This window comes from Burkholderia sp. BCC0397 (genome assembly GCF_902832865.1).
In the GTDB taxonomy this organism is placed as follows: Bacteria; Pseudomonadota; Gammaproteobacteria; order Burkholderiales; family Burkholderiaceae; genus Burkholderia.
Map to the genome: position 1 here is coordinate 263,327 of NZ_CADFDL010000003.1, position 20,912 is coordinate 284,238.

The 20,912-nt window shown below is 68.0% G+C and carries 22 protein-coding genes and 2 tRNA genes; 15 read left to right on the forward strand and 9 right to left on the reverse strand.

From position 1 onward, the window contains the following. Positions 1-16: 16 nt before the first annotated feature. Positions 17-679: a lactate utilization protein C gene (locus tag HWX03_RS11285; protein WP_175871295.1), complete on the reverse strand. Its 663-nt coding sequence runs from the start codon at positions 677-679 to the stop codon at positions 17-19. Positions 680-765: 86 nt separating this feature from the next. Next, complete coding sequence (gene pncB / locus HWX03_RS11290) at positions 766-1,965, reverse strand: nicotinate phosphoribosyltransferase (RefSeq protein ID WP_174432365.1); 1,200 nt, start codon at positions 1,963-1,965, stop codon at positions 766-768. Positions 1,966-2,253: 288 nt separating this feature from the next. Here pncB and fdxA point away from each other — a divergent pair, with 288 nt between their 5' ends. The 8 genes from fdxA to HWX03_RS11330 all read left to right on the forward strand — a co-directional run bounded on the left by fdxA (position 2,254) and on the right by HWX03_RS11330 (position 6,655). After that, a complete protein-coding gene (gene fdxA, locus HWX03_RS11295; protein ID WP_034183076.1) occupies positions 2,254-2,577 on the forward strand; it encodes a ferredoxin FdxA in 324 nt (107 codons plus the stop codon). 104 nt (positions 2,578-2,681) lie between these two features. Then, a tRNA-Asn gene (locus HWX03_RS11300) sits at positions 2,682-2,757 on the forward strand. Positions 2,758-2,829: 72 nt separating this feature from the next. Then, positions 2,830-2,905 (forward strand) — tRNA-Asn (locus tag HWX03_RS11305). A 127-nt stretch (positions 2,906-3,032) separates the two neighbouring features. Next, complete coding sequence (locus tag HWX03_RS11310; protein ID WP_175871296.1) at positions 3,033-3,518, forward strand: CreA family protein; 486 nt, start codon at positions 3,033-3,035, stop codon at positions 3,516-3,518. 61 nt (positions 3,519-3,579) lie between these two features. Then, positions 3,580-4,485 (forward strand): AraC family transcriptional regulator, encoded by a 906-nt coding sequence (locus HWX03_RS11315; RefSeq protein WP_175871297.1) that lies wholly within the window; start codon positions 3,580-3,582, stop codon positions 4,483-4,485. 128 nt (positions 4,486-4,613) lie between these two features. Beyond that, the gene (locus HWX03_RS11320; protein ID WP_175871298.1) at positions 4,614-5,381 is read left to right on the forward strand and encodes an AzlC family ABC transporter permease; all 768 of its coding nucleotides are present in this window, start codon (positions 4,614-4,616) and stop codon (positions 5,379-5,381) included. Further along, positions 5,378-5,716 (forward strand): AzlD domain-containing protein, encoded by a 339-nt coding sequence (locus HWX03_RS11325; RefSeq protein WP_175871299.1) that lies wholly within the window; start codon positions 5,378-5,380, stop codon positions 5,714-5,716. The genes HWX03_RS11320 and HWX03_RS11325 overlap by 4 nt, the downstream gene beginning before the upstream one ends. 162 nt (positions 5,717-5,878) lie before the next feature. Then, complete coding sequence (locus HWX03_RS11330) at positions 5,879-6,655, forward strand: DUF4088 family protein (protein ID WP_174388279.1); 777 nt, start codon at positions 5,879-5,881, stop codon at positions 6,653-6,655. Between the two features lie 132 nt (positions 6,656-6,787). On the opposite strand, the gene HWX03_RS11335 is transcribed toward HWX03_RS11330, so the two are convergent. Further along, the gene (locus HWX03_RS11335; RefSeq protein WP_175871300.1) at positions 6,788-7,189 is read right to left on the reverse strand and encodes a hypothetical protein; all 402 of its coding nucleotides are present in this window, start codon (positions 7,187-7,189) and stop codon (positions 6,788-6,790) included. A gap of 267 nt (positions 7,190-7,456) precedes the next feature. Between HWX03_RS11335 and HWX03_RS11340 the strand changes: the two genes are divergently transcribed. The 3 genes from HWX03_RS11340 to fumC all read left to right on the forward strand — a co-directional run bounded on the left by HWX03_RS11340 (position 7,457) and on the right by fumC (position 10,791). Beyond that, positions 7,457-7,675 carry an RNA-binding S4 domain-containing protein gene (locus HWX03_RS11340; RefSeq protein WP_027783904.1) on the forward strand — a complete coding sequence of 73 codons (219 nt, stop codon included), beginning with the start codon at positions 7,457-7,459 and terminating at the stop codon, positions 7,673-7,675. A gap of 137 nt (positions 7,676-7,812) precedes the next feature. After that, complete coding sequence (norM, locus tag HWX03_RS11345) at positions 7,813-9,201, forward strand: multidrug efflux MATE transporter NorM (RefSeq protein ID WP_174432359.1); 1,389 nt, start codon at positions 7,813-7,815, stop codon at positions 9,199-9,201. A 195-nt stretch (positions 9,202-9,396) separates the two neighbouring features. Then, positions 9,397-10,791, forward strand: coding sequence for a class II fumarate hydratase (gene fumC, locus HWX03_RS11350; protein ID WP_174388282.1), 1,395 nt, complete (start codon positions 9,397-9,399; stop codon positions 10,789-10,791). A 46-nt stretch (positions 10,792-10,837) separates the two neighbouring features. On the opposite strand, the gene HWX03_RS11355 is transcribed toward fumC, so the two are convergent. Together HWX03_RS11355 and HWX03_RS11360 are read right to left on the reverse strand one after the other, a co-directional pair. Further along, positions 10,838-11,350 carry an acyl-CoA thioesterase gene (locus HWX03_RS11355; protein WP_023475851.1) on the reverse strand — a complete coding sequence of 171 codons (513 nt, stop codon included), beginning with the start codon at positions 11,348-11,350 and terminating at the stop codon, positions 10,838-10,840. A 130-nt stretch (positions 11,351-11,480) separates the two neighbouring features. Next, the gene (locus HWX03_RS11360; protein WP_174432358.1) at positions 11,481-11,621 is read right to left on the reverse strand and encodes a hypothetical protein; all 141 of its coding nucleotides are present in this window, start codon (positions 11,619-11,621) and stop codon (positions 11,481-11,483) included. Between the two features lie 188 nt (positions 11,622-11,809). Here HWX03_RS11360 and HWX03_RS11365 point away from each other — a divergent pair, with 188 nt between their 5' ends. Then, the gene (locus tag HWX03_RS11365; protein WP_175820279.1) at positions 11,810-12,517 is read left to right on the forward strand and encodes a helix-turn-helix transcriptional regulator; all 708 of its coding nucleotides are present in this window, start codon (positions 11,810-11,812) and stop codon (positions 12,515-12,517) included. Positions 12,518-12,667: 150 nt separating this feature from the next. Next, positions 12,668-15,235, forward strand: a complete 2,568-nt coding sequence (locus HWX03_RS11370; RefSeq protein WP_244132628.1) for a DUF6600 domain-containing protein — start codon at positions 12,668-12,670, stop codon at positions 15,233-15,235. Positions 15,236-15,334: 99 nt separating this feature from the next. Here HWX03_RS11370 and HWX03_RS11375 read toward each other — a convergent pair whose 3' ends face one another. Both HWX03_RS11375 and HWX03_RS11380 read right to left on the reverse strand, forming a co-directional pair. After that, positions 15,335-16,306, reverse strand: coding sequence for a thymidylate synthase (locus HWX03_RS11375; RefSeq protein ID WP_175871301.1), 972 nt, complete (start codon positions 16,304-16,306; stop codon positions 15,335-15,337). A gap of 42 nt (positions 16,307-16,348) precedes the next feature. Next, positions 16,349-17,746, reverse strand: coding sequence for a sigma-54 dependent transcriptional regulator (locus HWX03_RS11380; protein WP_175871302.1), 1,398 nt, complete (start codon positions 17,744-17,746; stop codon positions 16,349-16,351). A gap of 501 nt (positions 17,747-18,247) precedes the next feature. Between HWX03_RS11380 and HWX03_RS11385 the strand changes: the two genes are divergently transcribed. Then, the gene (locus HWX03_RS11385) at positions 18,248-18,586 is read left to right on the forward strand and encodes a hypothetical protein (protein ID WP_175871303.1); all 339 of its coding nucleotides are present in this window, start codon (positions 18,248-18,250) and stop codon (positions 18,584-18,586) included. Between the two features lie 27 nt (positions 18,587-18,613). On the opposite strand, the gene HWX03_RS11390 is transcribed toward HWX03_RS11385, so the two are convergent. Then, positions 18,614-18,877 (reverse strand): hypothetical protein, encoded by a 264-nt coding sequence (locus HWX03_RS11390; RefSeq protein ID WP_175871304.1) that lies wholly within the window; start codon positions 18,875-18,877, stop codon positions 18,614-18,616. Between HWX03_RS11390 and HWX03_RS11395 the strand changes: the two genes are divergently transcribed. Beyond that, positions 18,876-19,376, forward strand: coding sequence for a dihydrofolate reductase (locus HWX03_RS11395; protein WP_174432353.1), 501 nt, complete (start codon positions 18,876-18,878; stop codon positions 19,374-19,376). The two genes, HWX03_RS11390 and HWX03_RS11395, sit on opposite strands and share 2 nt — an antisense overlap. Positions 19,377-19,461: 85 nt before the next feature. Here HWX03_RS11395 and pmbA read toward each other — a convergent pair whose 3' ends face one another. After that, the gene (pmbA, locus tag HWX03_RS11400; RefSeq protein ID WP_048984630.1) at positions 19,462-20,832 is read right to left on the reverse strand and encodes a metalloprotease PmbA; all 1,371 of its coding nucleotides are present in this window, start codon (positions 20,830-20,832) and stop codon (positions 19,462-19,464) included. Between the last annotated feature and the right edge of the window lie 80 nt (positions 20,833-20,912).

Consider the following 20,912-nt stretch of genomic DNA (forward strand, 5'->3'; position numbering starts at 1 on the left):
GAATGCAGCGGGCGCGTCATGCGCCCCGTACGACGATCGCGTGCACGCGGTACGGGCCGTGTGCGCCCAGAATGATCGTTTGCTCGATGTCGCCCGTGCGCGACGGGCCCGACACGAAATTGACCGCGCGCGGCAGTTCGCCGCGCTCCGCGCGAATCAGCGCGAACGCGTCTTCATGACCGGCGACGATGCGCGACGCCGGCACGATCGCGATGTGGGTTTCCGGCAGCAGGCCGGCCGATGCGTAAGTGTCGGGGCCGGACAGCAAGACCAGCGACCCCGTTTCGGCGGTCGCGCAAAAGCAGCCGGTCAGGCCGACGAGATCGCCGTCGCGCGGCTTGCGGCACTCGACCGACAGGCCGGCGCCGACCCAGTCGAGATCAGCCAGCGTACGCCACGCGATGGCCTGCGTCGGCAAACCATGAGCGACAAGATAGCGGGCGGCGGCGGCAGGCACGTCGGCCAGCATCGCGACTTCGTCGACCGTGGTCGACAGGCGCCCCGCTTCGTCGACGAAAGCGGCGACGAGGTCGGCCGGCGCCGGCGGGCGCGGGCCCTCCGGATGACGGGCGAGATAGTCGGCGACGCCGTCGCGCTCCGCTGCGTCGGGTTCGGCCGCGCGCCCCTGCGCCGCGCGGATGCGCGCGAGGATCTGGCGACGGGCAGCGGAAGTGTCCATGAACGGTCCTCGTGACGTTGGCGTGCAATACGTCGGATTATACCGGCCACCCCTGCTGCGAACACCTTCGGCCGAACGGCCAGCGCCTACTTCGACGCGTCTTCCTCGACCGGCTGCGCGATGCCGAACACCTGGCGCAGGTACGCGAGATACGCCTTGTCGTCGCACATGCTCTTGCCCGGCGAATCCGACAGCTTCGCGACCGGCTGGCCGTTGCAGCGAACCATCTTGATCACGATCTGCAGCGGCACGTAGCCGAGATCGTTGGTGAGGTTGGTGCCGACGCCGAACGCGAGCTTGCAGCGGTTGCGGAACCGTTCGTACAGCTGCATGACCTTCGGGATGTCGAGCGCGTCCGAGAAGACGAGCACCTTGGTGCGCGGGTCGCACCGGTTCGCCTCGTAATGGCGCAGCATCCGCTCGCCCCAGTCGAACGGATCGCCCGAATCGTGGCGCGCGCCGTCGAACAGCTTGCAGAAGTACATGTCGAAGTCGTTCAGGAACGCGTCCATGCCGTAGACGTCCGACAGCGCGATCCCGAGGTCGCCGCGATATTCCTTCGCCCACATCTCGAAGCCGTAGATCTGCGAATCGCGCAGCCGCGGGCCGAGCGCCTGGCACGCCTGCAGGTATTCGTGCGCCATCGTGCCGAGTGGCGTGATGTCGTGCTTCATCGCGTACAGCACGTTGCTCGTGCCCGCGAACTGCGGGCCGAGCCCGTCGCGCAGCGTGAGCGCGACTTCCTCGTGCCAGACCTTCGAGAAGCGCCGGCGCGTGCCGTAGTCGGCGATCTTGCAGTCGGCGAATTCGGGCTTCGCGCCGAGCAGCTTGATCTTCTCGCGCAGCCGTTCGCGGCCTTCGCGATAGTCGGGCTCGCGCTGCGTGTTGCGGAAATAGACTTCGTTGACGATCGCGAGCACCGGGATCTCGAACAGGATCGTATGCAGCCACGGCCCCTCGATCACGATGTCGATCTCGCCGTTGCCCTTCGGCGCCGGCGCGATCGAGATGTATTTCTCGTTCAGGTGGAACAGCGCGAGGAAGTCAACGAAGTCGCTCTTGATGAAGCGCATCCGCCGCAGGTAGTCGAGTTCGACGTCGGAAAAGCGCAGCGAGCACAGGCCGCGCACCTCGTCGCGAATCTCGTCGATGTACGGCACGAGATCGACGCCGGGCGTGCGGCACCGGAAACGGTATTCGACGTTTGCAGCGGGAAAGTGATGCAGGACGACCTGCATCATCGTGAACTTGTAGAGATCCGTGTCCAGCAGCGAAGTGATGATCATGATGACGGCAGCGCCAATATCGTGACCAGGCCCCAGCGCACCGCGCGCCGCCCGGTCTGTCGGTCATGTTACCCGAATGCGGGCCGGACCATCGTGAAACTGCCCCGCCGCCCTGCCGCGTCGTGCTCGTGCCCGGCGCGCAGGCATCCGCTTGCGCATCCCATAAACTAATCACGAAACGATATAAGCCGGATAGCCGACCACGTCATGCGGGTTTTGCGCTTCAGTTACAATGCCGCTTTTGGCGCCAACGCCACCCCATATATACCGCCAAGCAGGAGCGTTTTAATGACTCACGTTGTGACCGAAGGCTGCATCAAGTGCAAATACACGGATTGCGTGGATGTGTGCCCGGTGGATTGCTTCCGTGAAGGTCCCAACTTTCTCGCCATCGATCCGGACGAGTGCATCGACTGCGCCGTGTGCGTCGCCGAATGCCCGACCAATGCGATCTATGCCGAAGAAGACGTTCCGGGCGACCAGCAGCAGTTCACCGAGCTGAACGCCGAGCTGGCGAAGGGCTGGCCGTCGATCACGAAGACCAAGCCGGCACCGGCCGACGCGGACGAGTGGAAGGACGTGCAGGACAAGCTGCACCTGCTCGAGCGCTGATCGCACGGCGGCGACTGCAAAAAATTTTATGCGCCGCGGCTCCAAGGTATTGACAGGTTAGCGAACGCTCCATACAATCTCGTTTCTCTGCTGTTGTTGTTTGTTCCCCGATAGCTCAGTCGGTAGAGCGCCGGACTGTTAATCCGTAGGTCCCTGGTTCGAGCCCAGGTCGGGGAGCCAAAAACGCAAAGGCCCGTTGAAAGTGGACGGGTTTTTTGTTGGACAACACGACACGCAGATGTACCGATTTATTCCCCGATAGCTCAGTCGGTAGAGCGCCGGACTGTTAATCCGTAGGTCCCTGGTTCGAGCCCAGGTCGGGGAGCCAAATAGCGAAAGGCCCGTCATTCGACGGGCCTTTTGTTTTTCCGGCCGCCTCTCCACCGTTCCGCTTTTCGTGGCCCGCTCATGCGCATGCTAGAGTCTCTGTCCCGCATTCGCATCCGGTTCCGTCGATGAAGCATCACCTCCTCCGTTTCGCCCCCGTCGCCCTCCTGCTCTCCGCATTCGCCGCCGCACCGTGCGCGCACGCGGAGGAAGTCGGCAGCGTCAATACCCATTTCCGCGTCACGGGCTCCGATCGCGTGGTCGTCGAGGCCTATGACGATCCGGTCGTGAACGGCGTGACCTGCTACGTGTCGCGCGCCCGCACCGGCGGGATCAAGGGCACGCTCGGCGTCGCCGAGGATCCGAGCGAAGCGTCGATCGCGTGCCGGCAGGTCGGCCCGATCAGCTTCAAGGAACCGCTCAAGCAGCAGACCGACGTGTTCAGCGAACGCATGTCGTTCATCTTCAAGACGCTGCACGTCGTGCGCGTGGTCGACAAGAAACGCAACACGATCGTCTACCTGACCTATAGCGACCGCATCGTCAGCGGCAGCCCGAAGAACGCCGTCACCGCGGTGCCGATGCCGGCCGGCACGACGATTCCGGTCAAGTAAGCCCGCACCCGCCGGGCGCGCGAGCGATACACTGTCGGTTCGACCGCTGCCGCGCCCGATCATGTCCGCCACCCGCCTTCCCGATTCCGCACGCTACTGGCGCACGCCGCTCGTGCCGGACGCGGATCTCCTCACGGCCACCTATCGCGATCACGCGTTCGCGCCCCACTGGCACGACGCGTACACGATCCCCGTGATCCTCGAAGGCGCGGAACGCTTCACCTATCGCGGCACCGGCCATGTCGCCGAAACGGGCACCGTGCCCGTGATCAATCCCGGCGAAGTGCATACGGGGTCGCGTGCCGCCGACGAGGGCTGGTGCTATCGCGTCAGCTACATGCCGGTCGAATTCATCCGCGAACTCGCCAGTTCAATCGCGGGCCGCCCGCAGGATGCGCCGTGGTTCGCCCCCGACGTGATCCGCGACGCCGATCTCGCGGCTCGGCTCACGCTCGCACACCGGATGCTGGAAGCCGGCAGCGCGCGCGCGCTGTCGTCGCATGCGCATGCGTCCGGGCAGCCGGCCGACGCTCCGGCGGCCGGCACGCCGCACATCTACGATCCGCTCGCCGCCGAAACCGCGATGCTCGACGCGCTGTCGACGCTGATCGCGCGCCACGCCGACGTGCGGCCGCAACCAGCGCCGCTCGCGGCCGACGAACCGCGCGTCAACGCGATGCGCGAGCGGCTCGCCGCCGATCTGATGTCCGCGGTAACGCTCGACGATGTCGCGCAGGCGGCCGGCCTGTCGCCGTTTCATGCGGCGCGCCTGTTCACGCGTACGGCCGGCATGCCGCCGCATGCGTGGCGCAACCAGCTGCGGCTACAGCGTGCGCTGGCGCCGCTGCGCGCGGGCGTGCCCGTCGCCGATGTCGCGGCGGCGAGCGGCTTCGTCGACCAGAGCCACTTCACGCGGCATTTCAAACGGATGTTCGGCGTGCCGCCCGGGCGCTGGCAGGCAAGCTGACGCGCGGCTTCCCGTAGCCGTCAGCCGCGCTGCCACCCGCGCCGGCCGGCACTCCGGCACCCCGCTCCTATCGGGCGAGCGCAAGAACATACAAGCCGGCTCGCCACCGGCCCGCTATCCTCCAGCGCATGGAGGAGCGCTTCTTGAACAAGACACCCGCATCGCCCCCGCGCCGCCCGCTCAACGAATGGCTCGACGGCGCGCGCGACACGATTCCGATGATGATCGGCGCCGCACCGTTCGGCGTGATTTTCGGCACGCTCGTCGGCGGCGGCCCGCTCGCCGCATGGCACGGCGCACTGATGTCGCTCGCCGTGTTCGCGGGCTCCGCGCAGTTCATCGCGCTCGGCCTGATCGCCGGCAGCGCAGGCTTCGCCGTCGTGCTCGCCACGACACTGATCGTGAACCTGCGCCACCTGCTGTACAGCGCGACGCTCGCGCCCTATGTCGCACACCTGCCGCTGCGCTGGCGCGCGACGCTCGGCGCGTTGATGACCGACGAGGTGTTCGCGGTCGCCTACGGGCACTACCGGCACTACCCGCCCGGCACGATCGGCCCCCACTACTTTTTCGGCTCCGGGCTCGCGATGTACCTGAACTGGCAGGTCTGGACGCTCGCGGGCATCGGCTTCGGCACCGCGTTCCCGGGCCTGCAGTCGCTCGGCCTCGATTTCGCGATGGCGGCGACCTTCATCGCGATCGTCGTCCCGCAGCTCGGCACGCTGCGCTACTTCGCGGCGGCCGCCACGGCCGGCACGCTCGCGTACTTCTGGCAGGGCTGGCCGTACAAGCTCGGGCTGCTCGGTGCAGTCGCCGCCGGCGTCGCGATCGGCGTCGCGCTCACGCTGCTGCACGAACGCAAGCGCGCCGGCTCCCGCCCGGAGGCTGCATCATGAGCTACGCGCTGTTGATCCTCGGCATGGCCGTCATCACGTACGCGATCCGCTCGACGCTGTTCCTGTTCGGCGAGCGGCTGACGTTCCCGCCGCTCGTGCGGACCGCACTCGGCTTCGTGCCGGTCACCGTGCTGACCGCGATCATCGTACCGATGACCGTCTCGCCGCACGGCGGCACGGCCGAGTTGACCTGGCGGAATCCGCAGCTCGTCGGCGCGCTCGCCGCCGTGCTCGTGTCGGCAGCGACCCGCCGCCCGCTCGTGACGATCGCGGCCGGGCTCGTGGTGTTCTTCCTGTGGCAAGGAGTCGTGCTGCCGCACTGGCAGCCCGCCTGAGCGCACGCTCCATCGCGCGCGCTCAAGTTTCCGCCCGGTGCGCCGATATAGGAGAGGAAGACCCGCTACCGGCCCCAGCGCGCATCGGTCAGTCGACGCTGCGCCCCGTCCCCGGTGCGCCGTGCCGGCGCCGGCTTGCGCGGGCCGCCATCGAGAAGATTCATGGGCCAGATCACCCTTTCCCTCAAGGACGACACGCTCGAGTCCCTGCGCAAGGACTACGACGCGTTTGTCCGCGTGTCGCTGAAACTCGACCCGCAATTCGCGACGCCGTCGTTCGAGGATTTCCTGCGCGCCAAGTTGCTCGACAACATGGTGCCGCTGACCGAGCACGCCGTGCAGCGGATGCTGCAGGGCGGCCAGTACGCGTGGGCCAAGCGCACGCTCGACAAGGAATTTCCGGACGTCGTCGCGATCCTGATGCGGCAGGCCGGCGAATTCGGCTTCGGCTTCGCGTCGCGCTCCGAATGGACCCCCGACGAACTCGCGAAGGCATGCCGCGACTGGGCGAAGGCGATCGTCGCCGAAGCGCAGGGCGACGCGTCGCTGATCGACCCGCTCGCGTCGCAGATCAAGAGCGCGGCGCAGGACATCCAGACGCTCGAGGAACTGATGCAGACGCCTGCGTGGCGGCTCGCGGAATCGCTGCGGCAGCGCATCTACGAAGCCAAGCTCGCGTGCGAGATGAGCGTCGGCAGCACCGCGCGCGACAAGCTCGGCGAACTGCGCGGGCTGCTGCGGCTCGGGCTCGCACACGGCTCGTTCCAGAAGCAGGAAGCGCAGCAGATCATGGAATACCTGCGGCTGCTGAAGCCGGAGATCTTCGTCGAGGAACCGTACGACGTCTTCGCGCGCCTCGCCGCGTGGCTGCGCAGCGTATTCACACCGGCCGCCGTACGGCCGGCCCAGGGACAGGGGCAAGGCCAGCGCCGGCCCTGACCGCGCGCTCGTCCCGCGCAACGTAACACCCCACGAAAACGGCCCGGTTCGCGCGAAGCGAACCGGGCCGCCTGACGATTGCCGTCGCGACGCGCCGTTCGAGGCGAGCGTCGCGACGGCGTCGGGCACCGCTTACTGCGTGGCGCCTTGCGCCGATGCACCGCCCTGCGCGCCGACCGATGCGCCGCCTTCGGTCGCCTCGTCGGCCTTCGCCTTGGCCGAGCCCGCATGGCCCTTGGCCGACTTCGCGGCATGCTTCGTGTGCTTCTTGGCCGAATGGACGGCCGACGACGTCGTATCCTTCGCGCCATCGGCTGCCGCGCCGACCGCATCGGTCGCCCCGCCCGCCGCATTGCCCGACGCGTTCGCGCCGGCACCGCCCTGCACGCCTGCGCCGACACCTGCCGCCGGCGTCTGCGCCTGCACGCCGGCACCGGCTGCGCCTTGCGCCGTCGTGCCCGTCTGGGCGAATGCGGCCGAAGTGGCGAACGCCGTCAGCGCGGCACCGATCAGCATCGTACGAATCTTGGACATGACAATTCTCCTCAAGAAGTTGTGCGCCCGGACCTCAGCGATGCGGTCCGTCGCGTCCCCCGCCGCAACACGCAGCAGGTACGACAGAAGACCCGCGGCCCGCGCGGCCGGTTCGCGAATCTCTCAGACTGTTACCCACCGTTTCATTTGCTGACGAATCGCTCACAGTCCTTTACATCCGCCGGCGGCCGCCCGCGCTCGCGTGCGGGCCCGCGGTGCCGTATGATGCGGAGCGTTTCCTCCCGCGCGTTGCGCACCTTCCTCGTCATGCCCAATCTGGATTTCACGCTGACCGGCGAATACGTCGAGCTGCACAACCTTCTCAAGATCACCGGCCTCGCGGACAGCGGCGGCACCGCGAAGCTGATCGTCGCGTCCGGCGCCGTGAAAGTCGACGGCGCGATCGAGCTGCGCAAGACCTGCAAGATTCGCGCGGGCCAGGTCGTGCTGCTCGGCGACACGCGCATCGCGGTACGCGAGGCCTAGCGTCCGCGGGGTTCCCCCTGCCCGTGACATGGCCATCGGCGCACGCGTTCGACACGGTACGAATAAAGCCGTAAGCTAGCCGTCTCTCACAATAAATACATATAGCGCGGGCCCGCACCCGCGCGAGCGTCCATTCCATGTCGCATTCCGGTCTCACTCGGACGGCCGCCGCGCCGCCGTCCCTGTCCAGTCATGCCGCCGATACCGCGCGCCTCGCCGCGCCGCTCGCGATCGCGCAACTTTCCCAGATGGCGATGAGCGTCACCGACACGGTGCTGCTCGGTTCGCTCGGCCCCGATTCGCTCGCGGCGGGCGGGCTCGGCGCGAACTTCTTCTTCGTCATCGTGACGATCCTGCAAGGGGTGCTGTCGTCGGTCAGCGTGAGCGTCGCGCATGCGCGCGGCGCGCAGGCCGAGGATCGCGTGCCGCACATCTACTGGACGGGCTTCGCGCTGTCCGTGCTGCTCGCGATTCCGGCAATCGTCGCGCTGTCGCTCGCCGAACCGATCCTGCTGATGTTCCACGAGCCGCCGCTGCTCGCGCATCACGTCGGCGAATACACCGGCATCCTGCGCTTCGCGGCGCTCGGCAGCCTGATCGGCGTCGGGCTGATGCGCGCGTTCCTGCCGGCGATCGGCGCCGCGCGGCGGCTCTTGTGGGTGTCGATCGGCGGCGTCGGCGTCAACGGCGTGCTGAACTACGGGCTGATCCACGGCGCATTCGGGCTGCCCCGCCTCGGCTTTCTCGGTTCGGCCGTCGCGACGACGATCACGATCTGGCTCACCGCGCTCGCGCTGATCTGGCTGCTGCACGGCCGGCAGCGCTTCCGCCATTTCGTGACCGCCGCGCGCCCGAAGCTGCCCGTGATGGGCGAGCTGATCGGCATCGGCTGGCCGGTCGCGATCACATACGGGGTCGAATCGACGCTGTTCCTCGCCACCGGCCTCACGGTCGGCGTGCTGGGCGCGACGTCGCTCGCCGCGCACCAGATCGCGCTGAACGTCGCGTCGGTGTCGTTCATGGTGCCGCTCGCGATCGGCCAGGCGGCCAACGTGCGCGTCGGCTACTGGATCGGCGCGGGCTCGCCCGTCGCCGCGCGGCACGCGGGCTTCGTCGCGCTCGCGCTCGGCGTCGGCTTCATGTCGCTGTCGGGCCTCGTGATGATCGTCGCGCCGCATACGATCGTCGGCCTGTACCTGCATCTCGACGACCCGGCCAACGCGGCCACGGTGTCGCTCGCCGCGTCGCTGCTCGGCATCGCCGCGGTGTTCCAGATCGTCGACGGCATGCAGACCGTCGCGTCGGGTGCGCTGCGCGGCCTGAAGGACACGCGCATCCCGATGCTCGCCGCGACCTTCGGCTACTGGGGCATCGGCTTCCCGACCGGCTACTGGTTCGCATTCCACGCGGGCCTGGGTGCGCGCGGCCTGTGGTGGGGGCTCGCGGCCGGGCTCGCGAGCGTCGCCGCGCTGATGGCCTGGCGCTTTCACCGCAAGACCACCTCGCTCATCGCGGTGGCGCGCTAGAGCCTGTTCACGCTGATAACGGGCTTGCGCTGGCCCCGGGCGCGACACGACGCAAAATCGCGGCCGGCGCTATGCTTGTCGGCTGAACCCCTCGAGACGCCGCGCAAGCGGCGCGACTGGCCTCGCGATACGTCTGATTACGTCTGATGCCGCGCGACGACGCGCGGCCTTTCCCCTTTCCAGGAGGAGTGCATCATGAATGAAGCAGTTCGGATGGAACGCGACACGTTCGGCGAAATCGCCGTGCCGGCCGACCGGCTCTGGGGCGCGCAGACCGAGCGCTCGCTGCAGAATTTCCGGATCTCGACGGAAAAGCAGTCGCCCGAGCTGATCCACGCGCTCGCGATCGTCAAGCGCGCCGCGGCGGCCGTCAACCAGTCGCTCGGCGTGCTCGCCGACGACAAGGCGCACGCAATCATCGAAGCCGCCGACGAGATCATCGCCGGCAAGCATCCGCGCGAATTCCCGCTCGCGGTGTGGCAGACGGGCTCCGGCACGCAGACCAACATGAACCTCAACGAGGTGATCGCGAACCGCGCGAGCGAGCTGATGGGTGGCGAGCGCGGCGAAGCGCGCAAGGTTCATCCGAACGACGACGTGAACCGCGGCCAGTCGTCGAACGACGTGTTCCCGACCGCGATGCACGTCGCGGCCGCGTATGCGATCGTCAATCACCTGCTGCCGGCGCTGCGCACGCTGCGCGCGACGCTCGACGCGAAGTCGAAGGCGTTCGCCGACATCGTGAAGATCGGCCGCACGCACCTGCAGGACGCCACGCCGCTCACGCTCGGCCAGGAATTCTCCGGCTATGTCGCGCAGCTCGACCAGGGCATCCGTCACGTCGAATCGACGCTGCCCCACCTGTACGAACTCGCGCTCGGCGGTACCGCGGTCGGCACGGGGCTGAATGCGCATCCGGAGTTCGCGGTGCGCGTGGCCGACGAGATCGGCCGGCTCGCGAAGCTGCCGTTCGTGACGGCGCCGAGCAAGTTCGAGGTGATGGCGGCCGCCGACGCGCTGGTCTTTGCGCACGGCGCGCTGAAGACGGTCGCGGCCAGCCTGATGAAGATCGCGAACGACGTGCGCTGGCTCGCGAGCGGGCCGCGCTGCGGGCTCGGCGAGCTGTCGATTCCGGAAAACGAGCCGGGCAGCTCGATCATGCCGGGCAAGGTGAACCCGACGCAGTCGGAAGCCGTGACGATGCTGTGCTGCCAGGTGTTCGGCAACGACGTCGCGGTCAACGTCGGCGGCGCGAGCGGCAATTTCGAGCTGAACGTCTTCCGGCCGATGATCGCGCACAACGTGCTGCAGTCAGTGCGGCTCCTCGCCGACGGCGCGCAGAGCTTCAACGATCACTGCGCGGTGGGCATCGAGCCGAACCGCTCGCGGATCGACCTGTTGCTGAACGAATCGCTGATGCTCGTGACGGCGCTCAATCCGCACATCGGCTACGACAAGTCCGCGCAGATCGCGAAGAAGGCGCACAAGGAAGGCACGACGCTGAAGGCGGCCGCGCTCGCGCTCGGCTACCTGACCGAGGCGGAATTCGATGCATGGGTGCGCCCCGAGCAGATGATCGGGACGCGGTAACGGCAGGACGACGGGCGCGGCGCAATGAGCGCGGCGCCCGCGGCACTCAGACGGTGCCCTTCGCGACTTCTTCCGGCTTCATCTCGACGATCTTGTCGAGCGCGGCCCGCACGTCGGCCGCGTATTTCGCCAGCACCCGCTGCTCGTCGGTTTCGGGCACGAACGGCGGCACCGGCACCGGGTTGCCGTTCTCGTCGACCGCGACGAACACGACGAGGCAATCGGTCGTCTGGCGCAGCACGCCGCCCTTCGGATCGCCGGCGTGCACCGACACGTGGATGTGCATGCTGGTACGGCCCGTCGCGACGACGCGCGCCTTCAGCTCGACCAGATTGCCGACCAGGATCGGACGCTGGAAACGGATGTTGCCGACGCTGACCGTCACGCAATAGCGGCTCGACCAGACGGCCGCGCACGCATACGCGACCTCGTCGATCCACTTCATCAGCGCGCCGCCATGCACCTTGCCGCCGAAGTTCACGGACGAAGGCTCGGCAAGGAAGCGGAATACGGTTTCGGTGCGGTCGAGGGCAGCCGGCACGGGGGACGGTTGGGGCATTGTTCTGGCTCCAGGCGGCAGGGGCGCTGTAATCGGGCCATTATACGTTGCACTGCGGCAACGCGTCGCGGCAAGCCCCGCGTGGCGGGGCTGCGGCGGCCATGCCGGCTCGCGCGCGGATCGGCGCCGGTCAGCGGCGCACCGTGATGCCCTGGTCGATCGTCCCGTACATCTCGATACTGCCGCCGCGCTCGCCGGTCGCGCCCGCGCCACCCTGCGCACAGGCCGCGCAAACCAACGCGGCCGCCAACACACAGAAAATCGTCTTCATCGTTGCATCGCGTCCCATGCGGCGGCCCGCTGCCGCCGCGTCCGGCCATTCTACGCGTGCGCTGCAACGGGCCGCAGTCCGGTCCGCGCAGGGGCGCCGCTGCTGCATCCGACATTTCATCCGGAAGCGAAACATCGAATGCGCGCACCGACTACACTGCCCCTCATCCCGCTCGACGAGACACGACGATGACCGATCAAGACGACCACCATTTTCCCGGCCTGAGCCGCATCGGCGCACTGATCGCCGACCCCGGCCGCGCCGCGATGCTGTGGGTGCTGATGGACGGCAGCGCGCGACCGGCCGGCGAACTGACGATGATCGCGGGGCTGTCGCCGTCCGCGGCCAGCGCGCACCTCGCGCGCCTGACCGAGGGCGGCCTGCTGGCCCTCGACGTGCGCGGCCGGCATCGCTACTACCGCATCGCGTCGGCCGACATCGCGGCCTCGCTCGAAGCGCTCGCGAACGTCGCCCGCGCGGCCGCGCCGCATCGCCCGGTTCCGCCGCCGTCGCGCGCAGTCCCGGCCGAACTGCGCTATGCACGCACCTGCTACGACCACATGGCCGGCGAGCTCGCGGTACGTATCTTCGACGGCCTCACCGCACGCGGCTGGCTGCTTGCAGACGGCGACGCGATCGAGACCACCGAGCTCGGCACGCAAGCGCTCGCGCAATGGGGCATCGACGTCGCGCAGCAGCGCACGCGCCGGCGCCGCTTCGCGTGCGGCTGCCTCGACTGGAGCGAGCGGCGCTCGCATCTCGGCGGCGCCCTCGGCGCGGCGCTGCTCGAAAGCTTCTGCGCGCACGGCTGGATCGAGCGCGCTGCCCGACCGCGCGTGCTGCGCGTCACGGTGCCCGGGCAGCAGGTTTTCGACGCGTGGCTTACGTCCGCTTGACGCCGGCATTGCAGCTGCACGACAACGGCGCGCGATGGACAGGTTTTGTTACATCGCGTGCCCTTCGACTTACAAAACACCGTGCCTTGAAACAGGCCAAGCGGATATTGTGAACTGGACGGCACGAATCGACGCGCCGCGATCACAACGATGACGCTCACCATGGCCACCCTGTTCACGCTCAAGCGCACCGCCCGCTACACGCTGCTCGCGTTCGTCGCGCTGGCGGCGCTGCCGCCCGCCTTCGCGCAATCGGCCGATGCGCCGCCGAATATGGCCGCGGCACGGCAACCGGGCGGCGATCCGCCCGGCCGCGTCGCGCGGCTCAATTACCTGTCGGGCGCCGTGACGACCGAACCGGCCGGCACCGACACATGGTCGTATGCGGCAGTGAACCGGCCGCTGACGACCGGCGATCAGCTCTGGAACGATGCCGGCGCGCGCTCGGAACTGCACATCGGCTCGACCGCGGTGCGGCTCGGCGAATCGACGAGCCTGTCGGTGCTGAACCTCGACGACACGACGACGCAATTGAAGGTGGGGCTCGGCACCGTGTCGACGCACGTGCGCGATCTGCCGGCCGGCGGATCGTACGAAATCGACACGCCGAACCTCGCGCTCGGCATCGCGGGCCCCGGCGATTATCGCGTCGATGTCGCGCCGAACGGCGCGAGCACGACGGTGACGATGCGTAGCGGCAGCGCGACCGTCTACGGCAGCAACGGCCAGTATCCGCTGTCGCCCGGGCAGCAGGTGGTGTTCACGGGCACCGACCTGCAGGTCGCGCAGCAATCGGCCGCACCGGGCCCGGACGCGCTCGACCAGTGGGCCGCCAGCCGCGACGCAGCCGAAGCACGTTCGGTGTCGGCCCGTTATGTGTCCCGCGACGTTCCCGGCTACCAGGATCTCGACGCGAACGGCACGTGGCGCGACACCCCGAATTACGGCGCGGTATGGGTGCCGAACGACAGGCCGGCCGATTGGGCGCCGTATCACGACGGCCACTGGATCTGGCAGGCGCCGTGGGGCTGGACCTGGGTCGACGACGCGCCGTGGGGCTTCGCGCCGTATCACTACGGCCGCTGGGCGTACGTGGACGACAGCTGGGCATGGGTGCCCGGCCCGATGGTCGTCAGCCAGCCGCCCGTCTATGCGCCGGCGCTCGTCGCGTTCGTGGGCGGCGGGGGCGGCGGCGGTTCCGACTGGAGCGTCGCGCTCACGGTCGGCGGCGTCGCCGCGGCCGGCTGCGCATGGTTCGCGCTCGGTCCGGGCGAACCGTGGCATCCGGGCTGGGGCGGCTGGAGCCCGCACTACTACGACCGCGTCAACCGCAACATCGTGGTGAACAACGTCAACGTGAACAAGACCGTGAACGTGACGAACATCACCAATATCACCAACATCAACAAGACGTACGTGAACTTCCGTGCGCCGCACGCGATCACGGCCGTGCCGGCCTCCGCGTTCGTGCACGGCCAGCCGGTCGCGCACTTCTCGCAGCACGTCGATCCGCAGCAATGGCGCAATGCGCACGTCACGCCGGGCACGCCCGGCATCGCGCCGGTGCGCCAGAGCTTCACCGGCGGGCTGCGCAATGCCGGCTACCGTCCGCCGGCGGCGATCGCGCAGCACCCGTACGTCGCGACGCGCAATCCGGCCGTGCCGGCCGCGTATCGCGACCAGGCCGCCGCCCACCTCGCGCAGCAAGGCGGGCGCGTGCCGGGTGCCGGCGCGCCCGTCGTGAAGACGAACGTGCCGGCCGACTATACGGCTCGTCCGGTCCGCGTGCCGGGCAAGCCGGGCGGCGGTGCATGGGCGATGCACAACGTGCAGCTCGTGAATCCGCACGGCCCCGTCGTGCAGCCGGCCCGCGCGCCGCGCGAAGGCCAGCCGGCCGGCGAGCAGGCCGGGCGGGCGGGCGCGCCGACGCCGGGCATGCCGAATGTCGCGCGGCCCGTGAACGGCGAAACGCCCAATGCACCGCGTTTCGCCAACGGCGGCACGCCGCCGGCGCCCGGCAACCCGATGCCGCATCAGGCGTTCGCGCCCGGTAATGGCGTCCCGCATCCGCCGGGCGCGGACAACGTTCCGGCAGGGACCGGCAATGTGCACGCAGCCAACGCGCCGTCGCCCGCGTGGATGCAGCCGCACACGCCGATGGAGCGTCAGCGCCCTGCTCCGCCCACCGCGCTGCACGCGGCAGGACAGAATGCGCTGCCGCCCGTGCGCAGTGCCGCGGTGCCGCATCCGGACCGCGTGCCGGCTCCGCAGGGTGTGCCACCCGGCGGCCGCAACGAGGCGCCGCGCGCGCTGCCGCAACCGCAGTCCGACCATACCGCGCAGATTCCGCAACCGCGTCCGCGCCCCGATTTCCCGACGCCGGAACGGCATGCACAGCCGCAACCGGAACGGGCCGCCCCCACGCCGCAACCGCGCCCGGACTTCGCTCAACCGGCGCCGCATCGCGAGGTCGCGCCGCCGCGCGTGAACGAGTACCGTCCGCCGGCGCCCGCGGTGCACGACGTGCCGCGTCCGCAGCCGCAGGCGCCGCGTATGGAGCCGCGTCCGCAGCCGCAGCCGGCGCCCCGCATGGAACCGCGCCCGTCGATGCCGGCCCCCCGGATGGAACCACGGCCGCAGCCGGCGCCGCACGTCGAGGCACCGCGTCCGAGCAACCCGCCGCCGCAGGGCGGCCACGAAGAGCGGCATCGCCAGTAAGTGCAGCAAAGATGAAACAAAAAGGCTCGACCGGCGAATACCGGTCGAGCCTTTTTGCGGGGTGCGGATCGATGCAACCGCGCGGCCCCAGCCGCGCGATCAGACCGCCATCGGTGCGGTCAGCGGCTCATGGTGGCGGTAGCCGACGAGCGAGAAATCGGACGGCTCGACCTGCTCCAGCCATTCGGGCGCATAGACGCCCGTCTTCGCGTACTCGGGCACGCGCTCGGCAATCTCGAGCCGCGGGCTTTCGTACGGCTCGCGCGTGAGCTGCTGCTGCAGCATGTCGAGCTGGTTCTCGTAGATGTGCGCGTCGCCGATGAAATACGTGAACCAGCGCGGCGTGTAGCCTGTCAGCCGGCCGACGAGCGACAGCAGCGCGGCCCCTTCCGTCAGATTGAACGGCGTGCCGAGGCCGACGTCGTTGCTGCGGATGTACAGGCACAGCGAAATCTCGCGCTTCGTCGCGTTCGGCAGGAACTGGTACAGCAGATGGCATGCGGGCAGCGCGATCTGGTCGAGCACGGCCGGATTCCACGCGTGAAACAGGATGCGGCGATCGGACGGGTTCTCCATGATCGTGTCCAGGCACTGGCGCAACTGGTCGATCGCCTTGTACAGCAGCACCTTCGGCGCGCCGTCTTCGTCGAAACGCGTGACGATCCGGAAGCCGCGGCGCGTCGCATCGGCGATCTGCGCGTCGGCGCTCGCATCGAGCACCTTGTAGCCCGGCCACTGGCGCCATTGCACGCCGTATACGTCGCCCAGATCGTCGACGCCCTGGCGATACGGATTCGCGAGCCACTGCGCGTTCTCGTTCGCGTTCGCATCCCACACCTTGCAGCCGAGCGCGCGGAACTCTGCCGCGCTGCGCGACGCGCGCAGGAAGCCGACCAGTTCGCCGATCGCGGACTTGAACGCGAGCTTCTTGGTCGTCACGGCCGGGAAGCCTTGCTGCAGGTCGAAGCGCAGCATCGCGCCCGGCATGCTGATGGTACGGATTCCCGTGCGGTTCTCCTGCCAGGCGCCGGTGTCGAGAATGGTACGAACGAGATCGAGATACTGTTTCATGCGGGTTCCTTCGGCCGCGAGGGGCGACCGTACCCGCCGATTTTAGCAAGCGTGGCGCGGAAGCTCCGGCAACGGCACCGAAAACCCTGCCAGCGTGTCGCCGCGATCGCGCATGCCGTGCGCGCACATCAGCCGGTAGAGCGTGACGCGCGACACGCCGAGCTCCCTCGCGGCATCGGCAAAACGCCCGCGATGGCGCAGCAGCGCCTGCTCGATCGCCTGCCGTTCGGCCGCCTCGCGCGCCTCCAGCAGCGACACCGGGGCGAGCGTCGCATAGGCGTTCAGCTCGAGATCGGCCGCGGTGATCATCCGGCCTTCGGACATCACGATCGCGCGGCGCACACGGTTGATCAGCTCGCGCACGTTGCCCGGCCACGAATAGCCGTACAGCGACGCGACCGCATCCGGGGAAAAGCCGCGCAGGCGGCGATGCGCATCGCCCTTGAAGCGCTCGAGCATGTGGCGCGCGAGCACCTCGATGTCCTTGCCGCGCGCACGCAGCGGCGGCTCCTCGATCTTCAGCACGCACAGCCGGTGAAACAGGTCCTCGCGGAACCGCCCTTCGCGCAGCGCCGCCTCCATGTCCACATGCGTCGCGCAGATCACGCGTACATCGACCGGTATCGACACATGCGCGCCGAGCCGCTCGATCTTGCCTTCCTGCAGGAAGCGCAGCAGGCTCGCCTGGCTTTCGAGCGGCAGATCGCCGATCTCGTCGAGAAACAGCGTGCCACTGTTGGCGGCCTCGACACGGCCGATCTTGCGCTGGTTCGCGCCGGTGAACGCGCCGCGTTCATAGCCGAACAGTTCGGCCTGCAGCAGCGTCGACGGAATCGCCCCGCAATTGATCGCGATGAACGGCGCCTGCGCGCGCGACGAACGCTCGTGAATCGCGATCGCCGTCAGCTCCTTGCCCGTGCCCGACTCGCCGGAAATGAACACCGGTGCGTCGGTCGCCGCGACACGGCGGATCGTCCTGAAGAGCCCGAGCATCGCATCGCAGGTGCCGACCATCTCGCCTTCGCTGCGCCCGGCGCCGACGGGCGACGAAACGGGATCGGTCAGTGCGACCATGCCGTGCGCATGACCGACGGTCTCGACGATCCGCGCCGTTTCGTACGGCATCGTCACGTAGTCGAAGCAATAGTCGCGAATGAGATGGCGCAGCGTCGCGTCCTGCAACTGGCCGCGCCGCGTCGCCGCGATCCAGCCGATGTGCTGGATGCTCAGGCAGGATTCGAGTTCGCGCAGGTCCGACGGCTTGAAGCCCGGCGAGAAATCGAGCAGGCCGGCGGTTGCCACGCCGTGCTGCACGACGCGCCGCACATCGCGCACGGTCTCGGCCAGATCGACGCGCCAGCCGCATTCGTCGAAATGGCCGCGCAACGCGTCGTTCGGTTCGCGCGAATAGTAGATCACGTGCCGCTGATCAGCTCCCATAGCTCACCCCGTTCATCAACCGTCTGACGATTGCCGCACACGTCCGAGCGCGTGCAAAAGGATCGAATCGGGTCAGCCAGAGGTGGCTCGATTCGCCATGCCGATGCGCGGCAACGACGCAGCCTCGCATGATGGCGCTTATCTCGCGTCCAGTAATTTTTGATCAAGACAGCTTGGTTATAGGCACCGAATACGACAAACCCGTTTCAGCGCCGAGGGCGATACGGCCGAATCGCTCAGGAGGTCGATGCAGATCAATCATCTGCACATAGCACATGCGCAGGAAGGGTTTCGTCATCAACACATGCGCCGATTTTCATCCTTGAAGCGTATTGATTGAATCAGCAGTATTCCCGAGCCCCATCGTTTCAGGCCTGAAACATTTTTCAGGCGTTTTCGGCCACCATTCGCAACGCTCGAGCGCGAATCGCAATGGCGGCAATGGTCCCGGTACGGTGGCATGTATTTCGCTGAATACGTACACGATCGGAGACAGTCGCCATGCGAAAACCTCTTTTACTTCCTTTCGTGCCGATGACGCTTCTGCTCTCGGCCGCCGGCCCGCCTGCTCCGGCATGCGCGGACGAAAGCATGCAGCCGGATCGCACCATGCTGCTTGCCGACAACACGCCGAGCAGGCAGCACGGCAACGGGTTCGGTATCGTGACCGTGTCGGCGCCGCAACCGCTGCCGGCCGCCAAAGCCTCCGTGACGCTGTGGGACGAGATCCCGCCGCCGCCCCAGTTGCCAATGCCGCTGCCGCTACCGGCGCCGGCGCCGCAACCGGGTGACATCCGGCATGCGATGGCAGGCAACGCGCGAGGCAATATGCATCCCTGAGCATTCGCCGCTTCAATGCAATCAGGATTACATATTGAACTGATGATCCGGTCGAACGGGATGCCATCGAGCAGAACCGGCATCGCCGATCTCGCGACATAAACCGATTTTGTGCTCCGTCCCCCGGCGGGCACGCTTTTTATTCGGACGGTCGTCGCGACGCGGGGCATCACGCGTCGCGGCGCACGACGCCAGAAACGCCGATGCCCGCGCCAGCGTGCGGAATCCGGCGCGCGCCGCCGTTCCGGTAAAATCGGCCCCATTCCGTTTTCCCTCTTCCCCGACCTTCATGACGACGTTGACCCTGATCGTCGCGCGTGCCCGCAACGGCATCATCGGCCGCGACAACCAGTTGCCCTGGAAACTTCCCGAGGATCTCGCGTTCTTCAAGCGCACGACGATGGGCGCGCCGATCGTGATGGGCCGCAAGACCCATGAATCGATCGGCCGGCCGCTGCCTGGCCGCCGCAATATCGTCGTCACGCGCGACGCCACGCGCCGCTTCGAAGGCTGCGACACGGTCACGTCGCTCGCCGATGCACTGGCGCTCGCCGCGCGCGACGGCGTGCCCGAGGCATTCCTGATCGGCGGTGCGCAACTCTACGCGGAAGGTCTCACGCTCGCCGACAAGCTGGTCGTCACCGAGATCGACGCCGACTTCGACGGCGACGCGTCGTTCCCGGCGCCCGACGCCGCGCACTGGCAGGAAATCTCGCGCGACGCGCATCAGGCTGCCGCGCCGAACACGTTCGGCTATGCGTTCGTCGTCTACACCCGCAAGCGCGACTGACGTCTTCTTCCGCACGATGAAAAAAGCCCGACTGGCTCGCGCCGGTCGGGCTTTTCGTTTCCTGGCGGCCTGCGCCGCGCGCGGCTTACTGGCCTGCGATCGTCATCTGCTCGATCAGCACCGAGCCGGTTTCCTTCGTCCCGCGCACGATCGAATCCGCGCCGATCGCGACGATATGGCGGAACATCTCCTGCAGCGTGCTGGCAACGGTGATTTCCTCGACCGGATACTGGATCACGCCGTTCTCCACCCAGAAACCCGCCGCGCCGCGCGAATAGTCGCCCGTCACGTAGTTCACGCCCTGCCCCATCAGCTCGGTCAGCAGCAAGCCCGTGCCGAGCTTCTTCAGCATCGCGTCGAAGTCGTCGCCCGCCTGCGTGTTCGAGCTGCGCAGCGCGAGGTTGTGCGAGCCGCCTGCGTTACCGGTGGTTTGCGTGCCGAGCTTGCGTGCCGAATAGGTCGACAGGAAATAGCCTTCGACGACGCCGTCCTTCACGACGCTGCGCGCACGCGTGCGCACGCCTTCCTCGTCGAACGGCGCGCTGCCCATCGCGCGCGGTACGTGCGGATCCTCGACGACCTGGACGTGCGGCGCGAACACCGGCTTGCCGAGGCTGTCGACGAGAAACGACGTCTTGCGATACAGCGCGCCGCCGCTCACCGCCTGCACGAATGCGCCGAGCAGGCCGGCCGCGAGCGGCGCCTCGAACAGCACGGGCACCTTGCGGGTGTCGAGACGGCGCGCGCCCATCCGCGCGAGCGCGCGTTCGGCCGCGTAACGGCCCACCGCTTCGGGCGCGGCGAGATCGATCGCGCTGCGCTTCGACGAATACCAGTCGTCGCGCTGCATGTGGCGGCCGCTGCCCGCGATCGGCGCGCATGCGATGTAGTGGCGCGAGTACGGATAGCCGGCAAGGAAGCCGCGCGACGTCGCGAGCACGAACTGCGAGTGCTGCGCCGACACGCTCGCGCCTTCCGAATTGCGAATCTGTGGGCTGACCGCGAACGCGGCGTCTTCCGCGCGGCGGGCGAGCTCGACGGCCTCGTCGGCCGACAGCGCCCACGGGTGGTACAGATCGAGGTCGCGCGGGTCGGTTTCGAGCAGCTCGGCTTCGGCGAGGCCGGCCGCTTCGTCCTCGGCCGTGAAGCGCGCGATGTTGTAGGCGGCGGCGACGGTATCCTTGATCGCGGCCGGCGAGAAGTCCGACGTGCTCGCGTTGCCGCGCTTCTTGCCGATGAACACGGTGACGCCGACCATCTTGTCGCGGTTGTGCTCGATCGTTTCGACTTCGCCGCGGCGCACCGACACCGACAGGCCGTCGCCTTCGGAGATTTCGGTCGCGGCGTCCGTCGCGCCGAGCGCCTTCGCATGGCGAAGGATGTCCGATGCGATTTCTTTGAGCTGGTCCTGCGTGTGCGGGAAATAGCGCGCTTGTACGTCGAGATTGGCTGCCATCGTCTTGGTATCCGGTGGCGGGCGGGCGCCCGCATGGTCAAAATGTTGCGTATCCCGCGATCATAGCAAGGTCCGGGGCC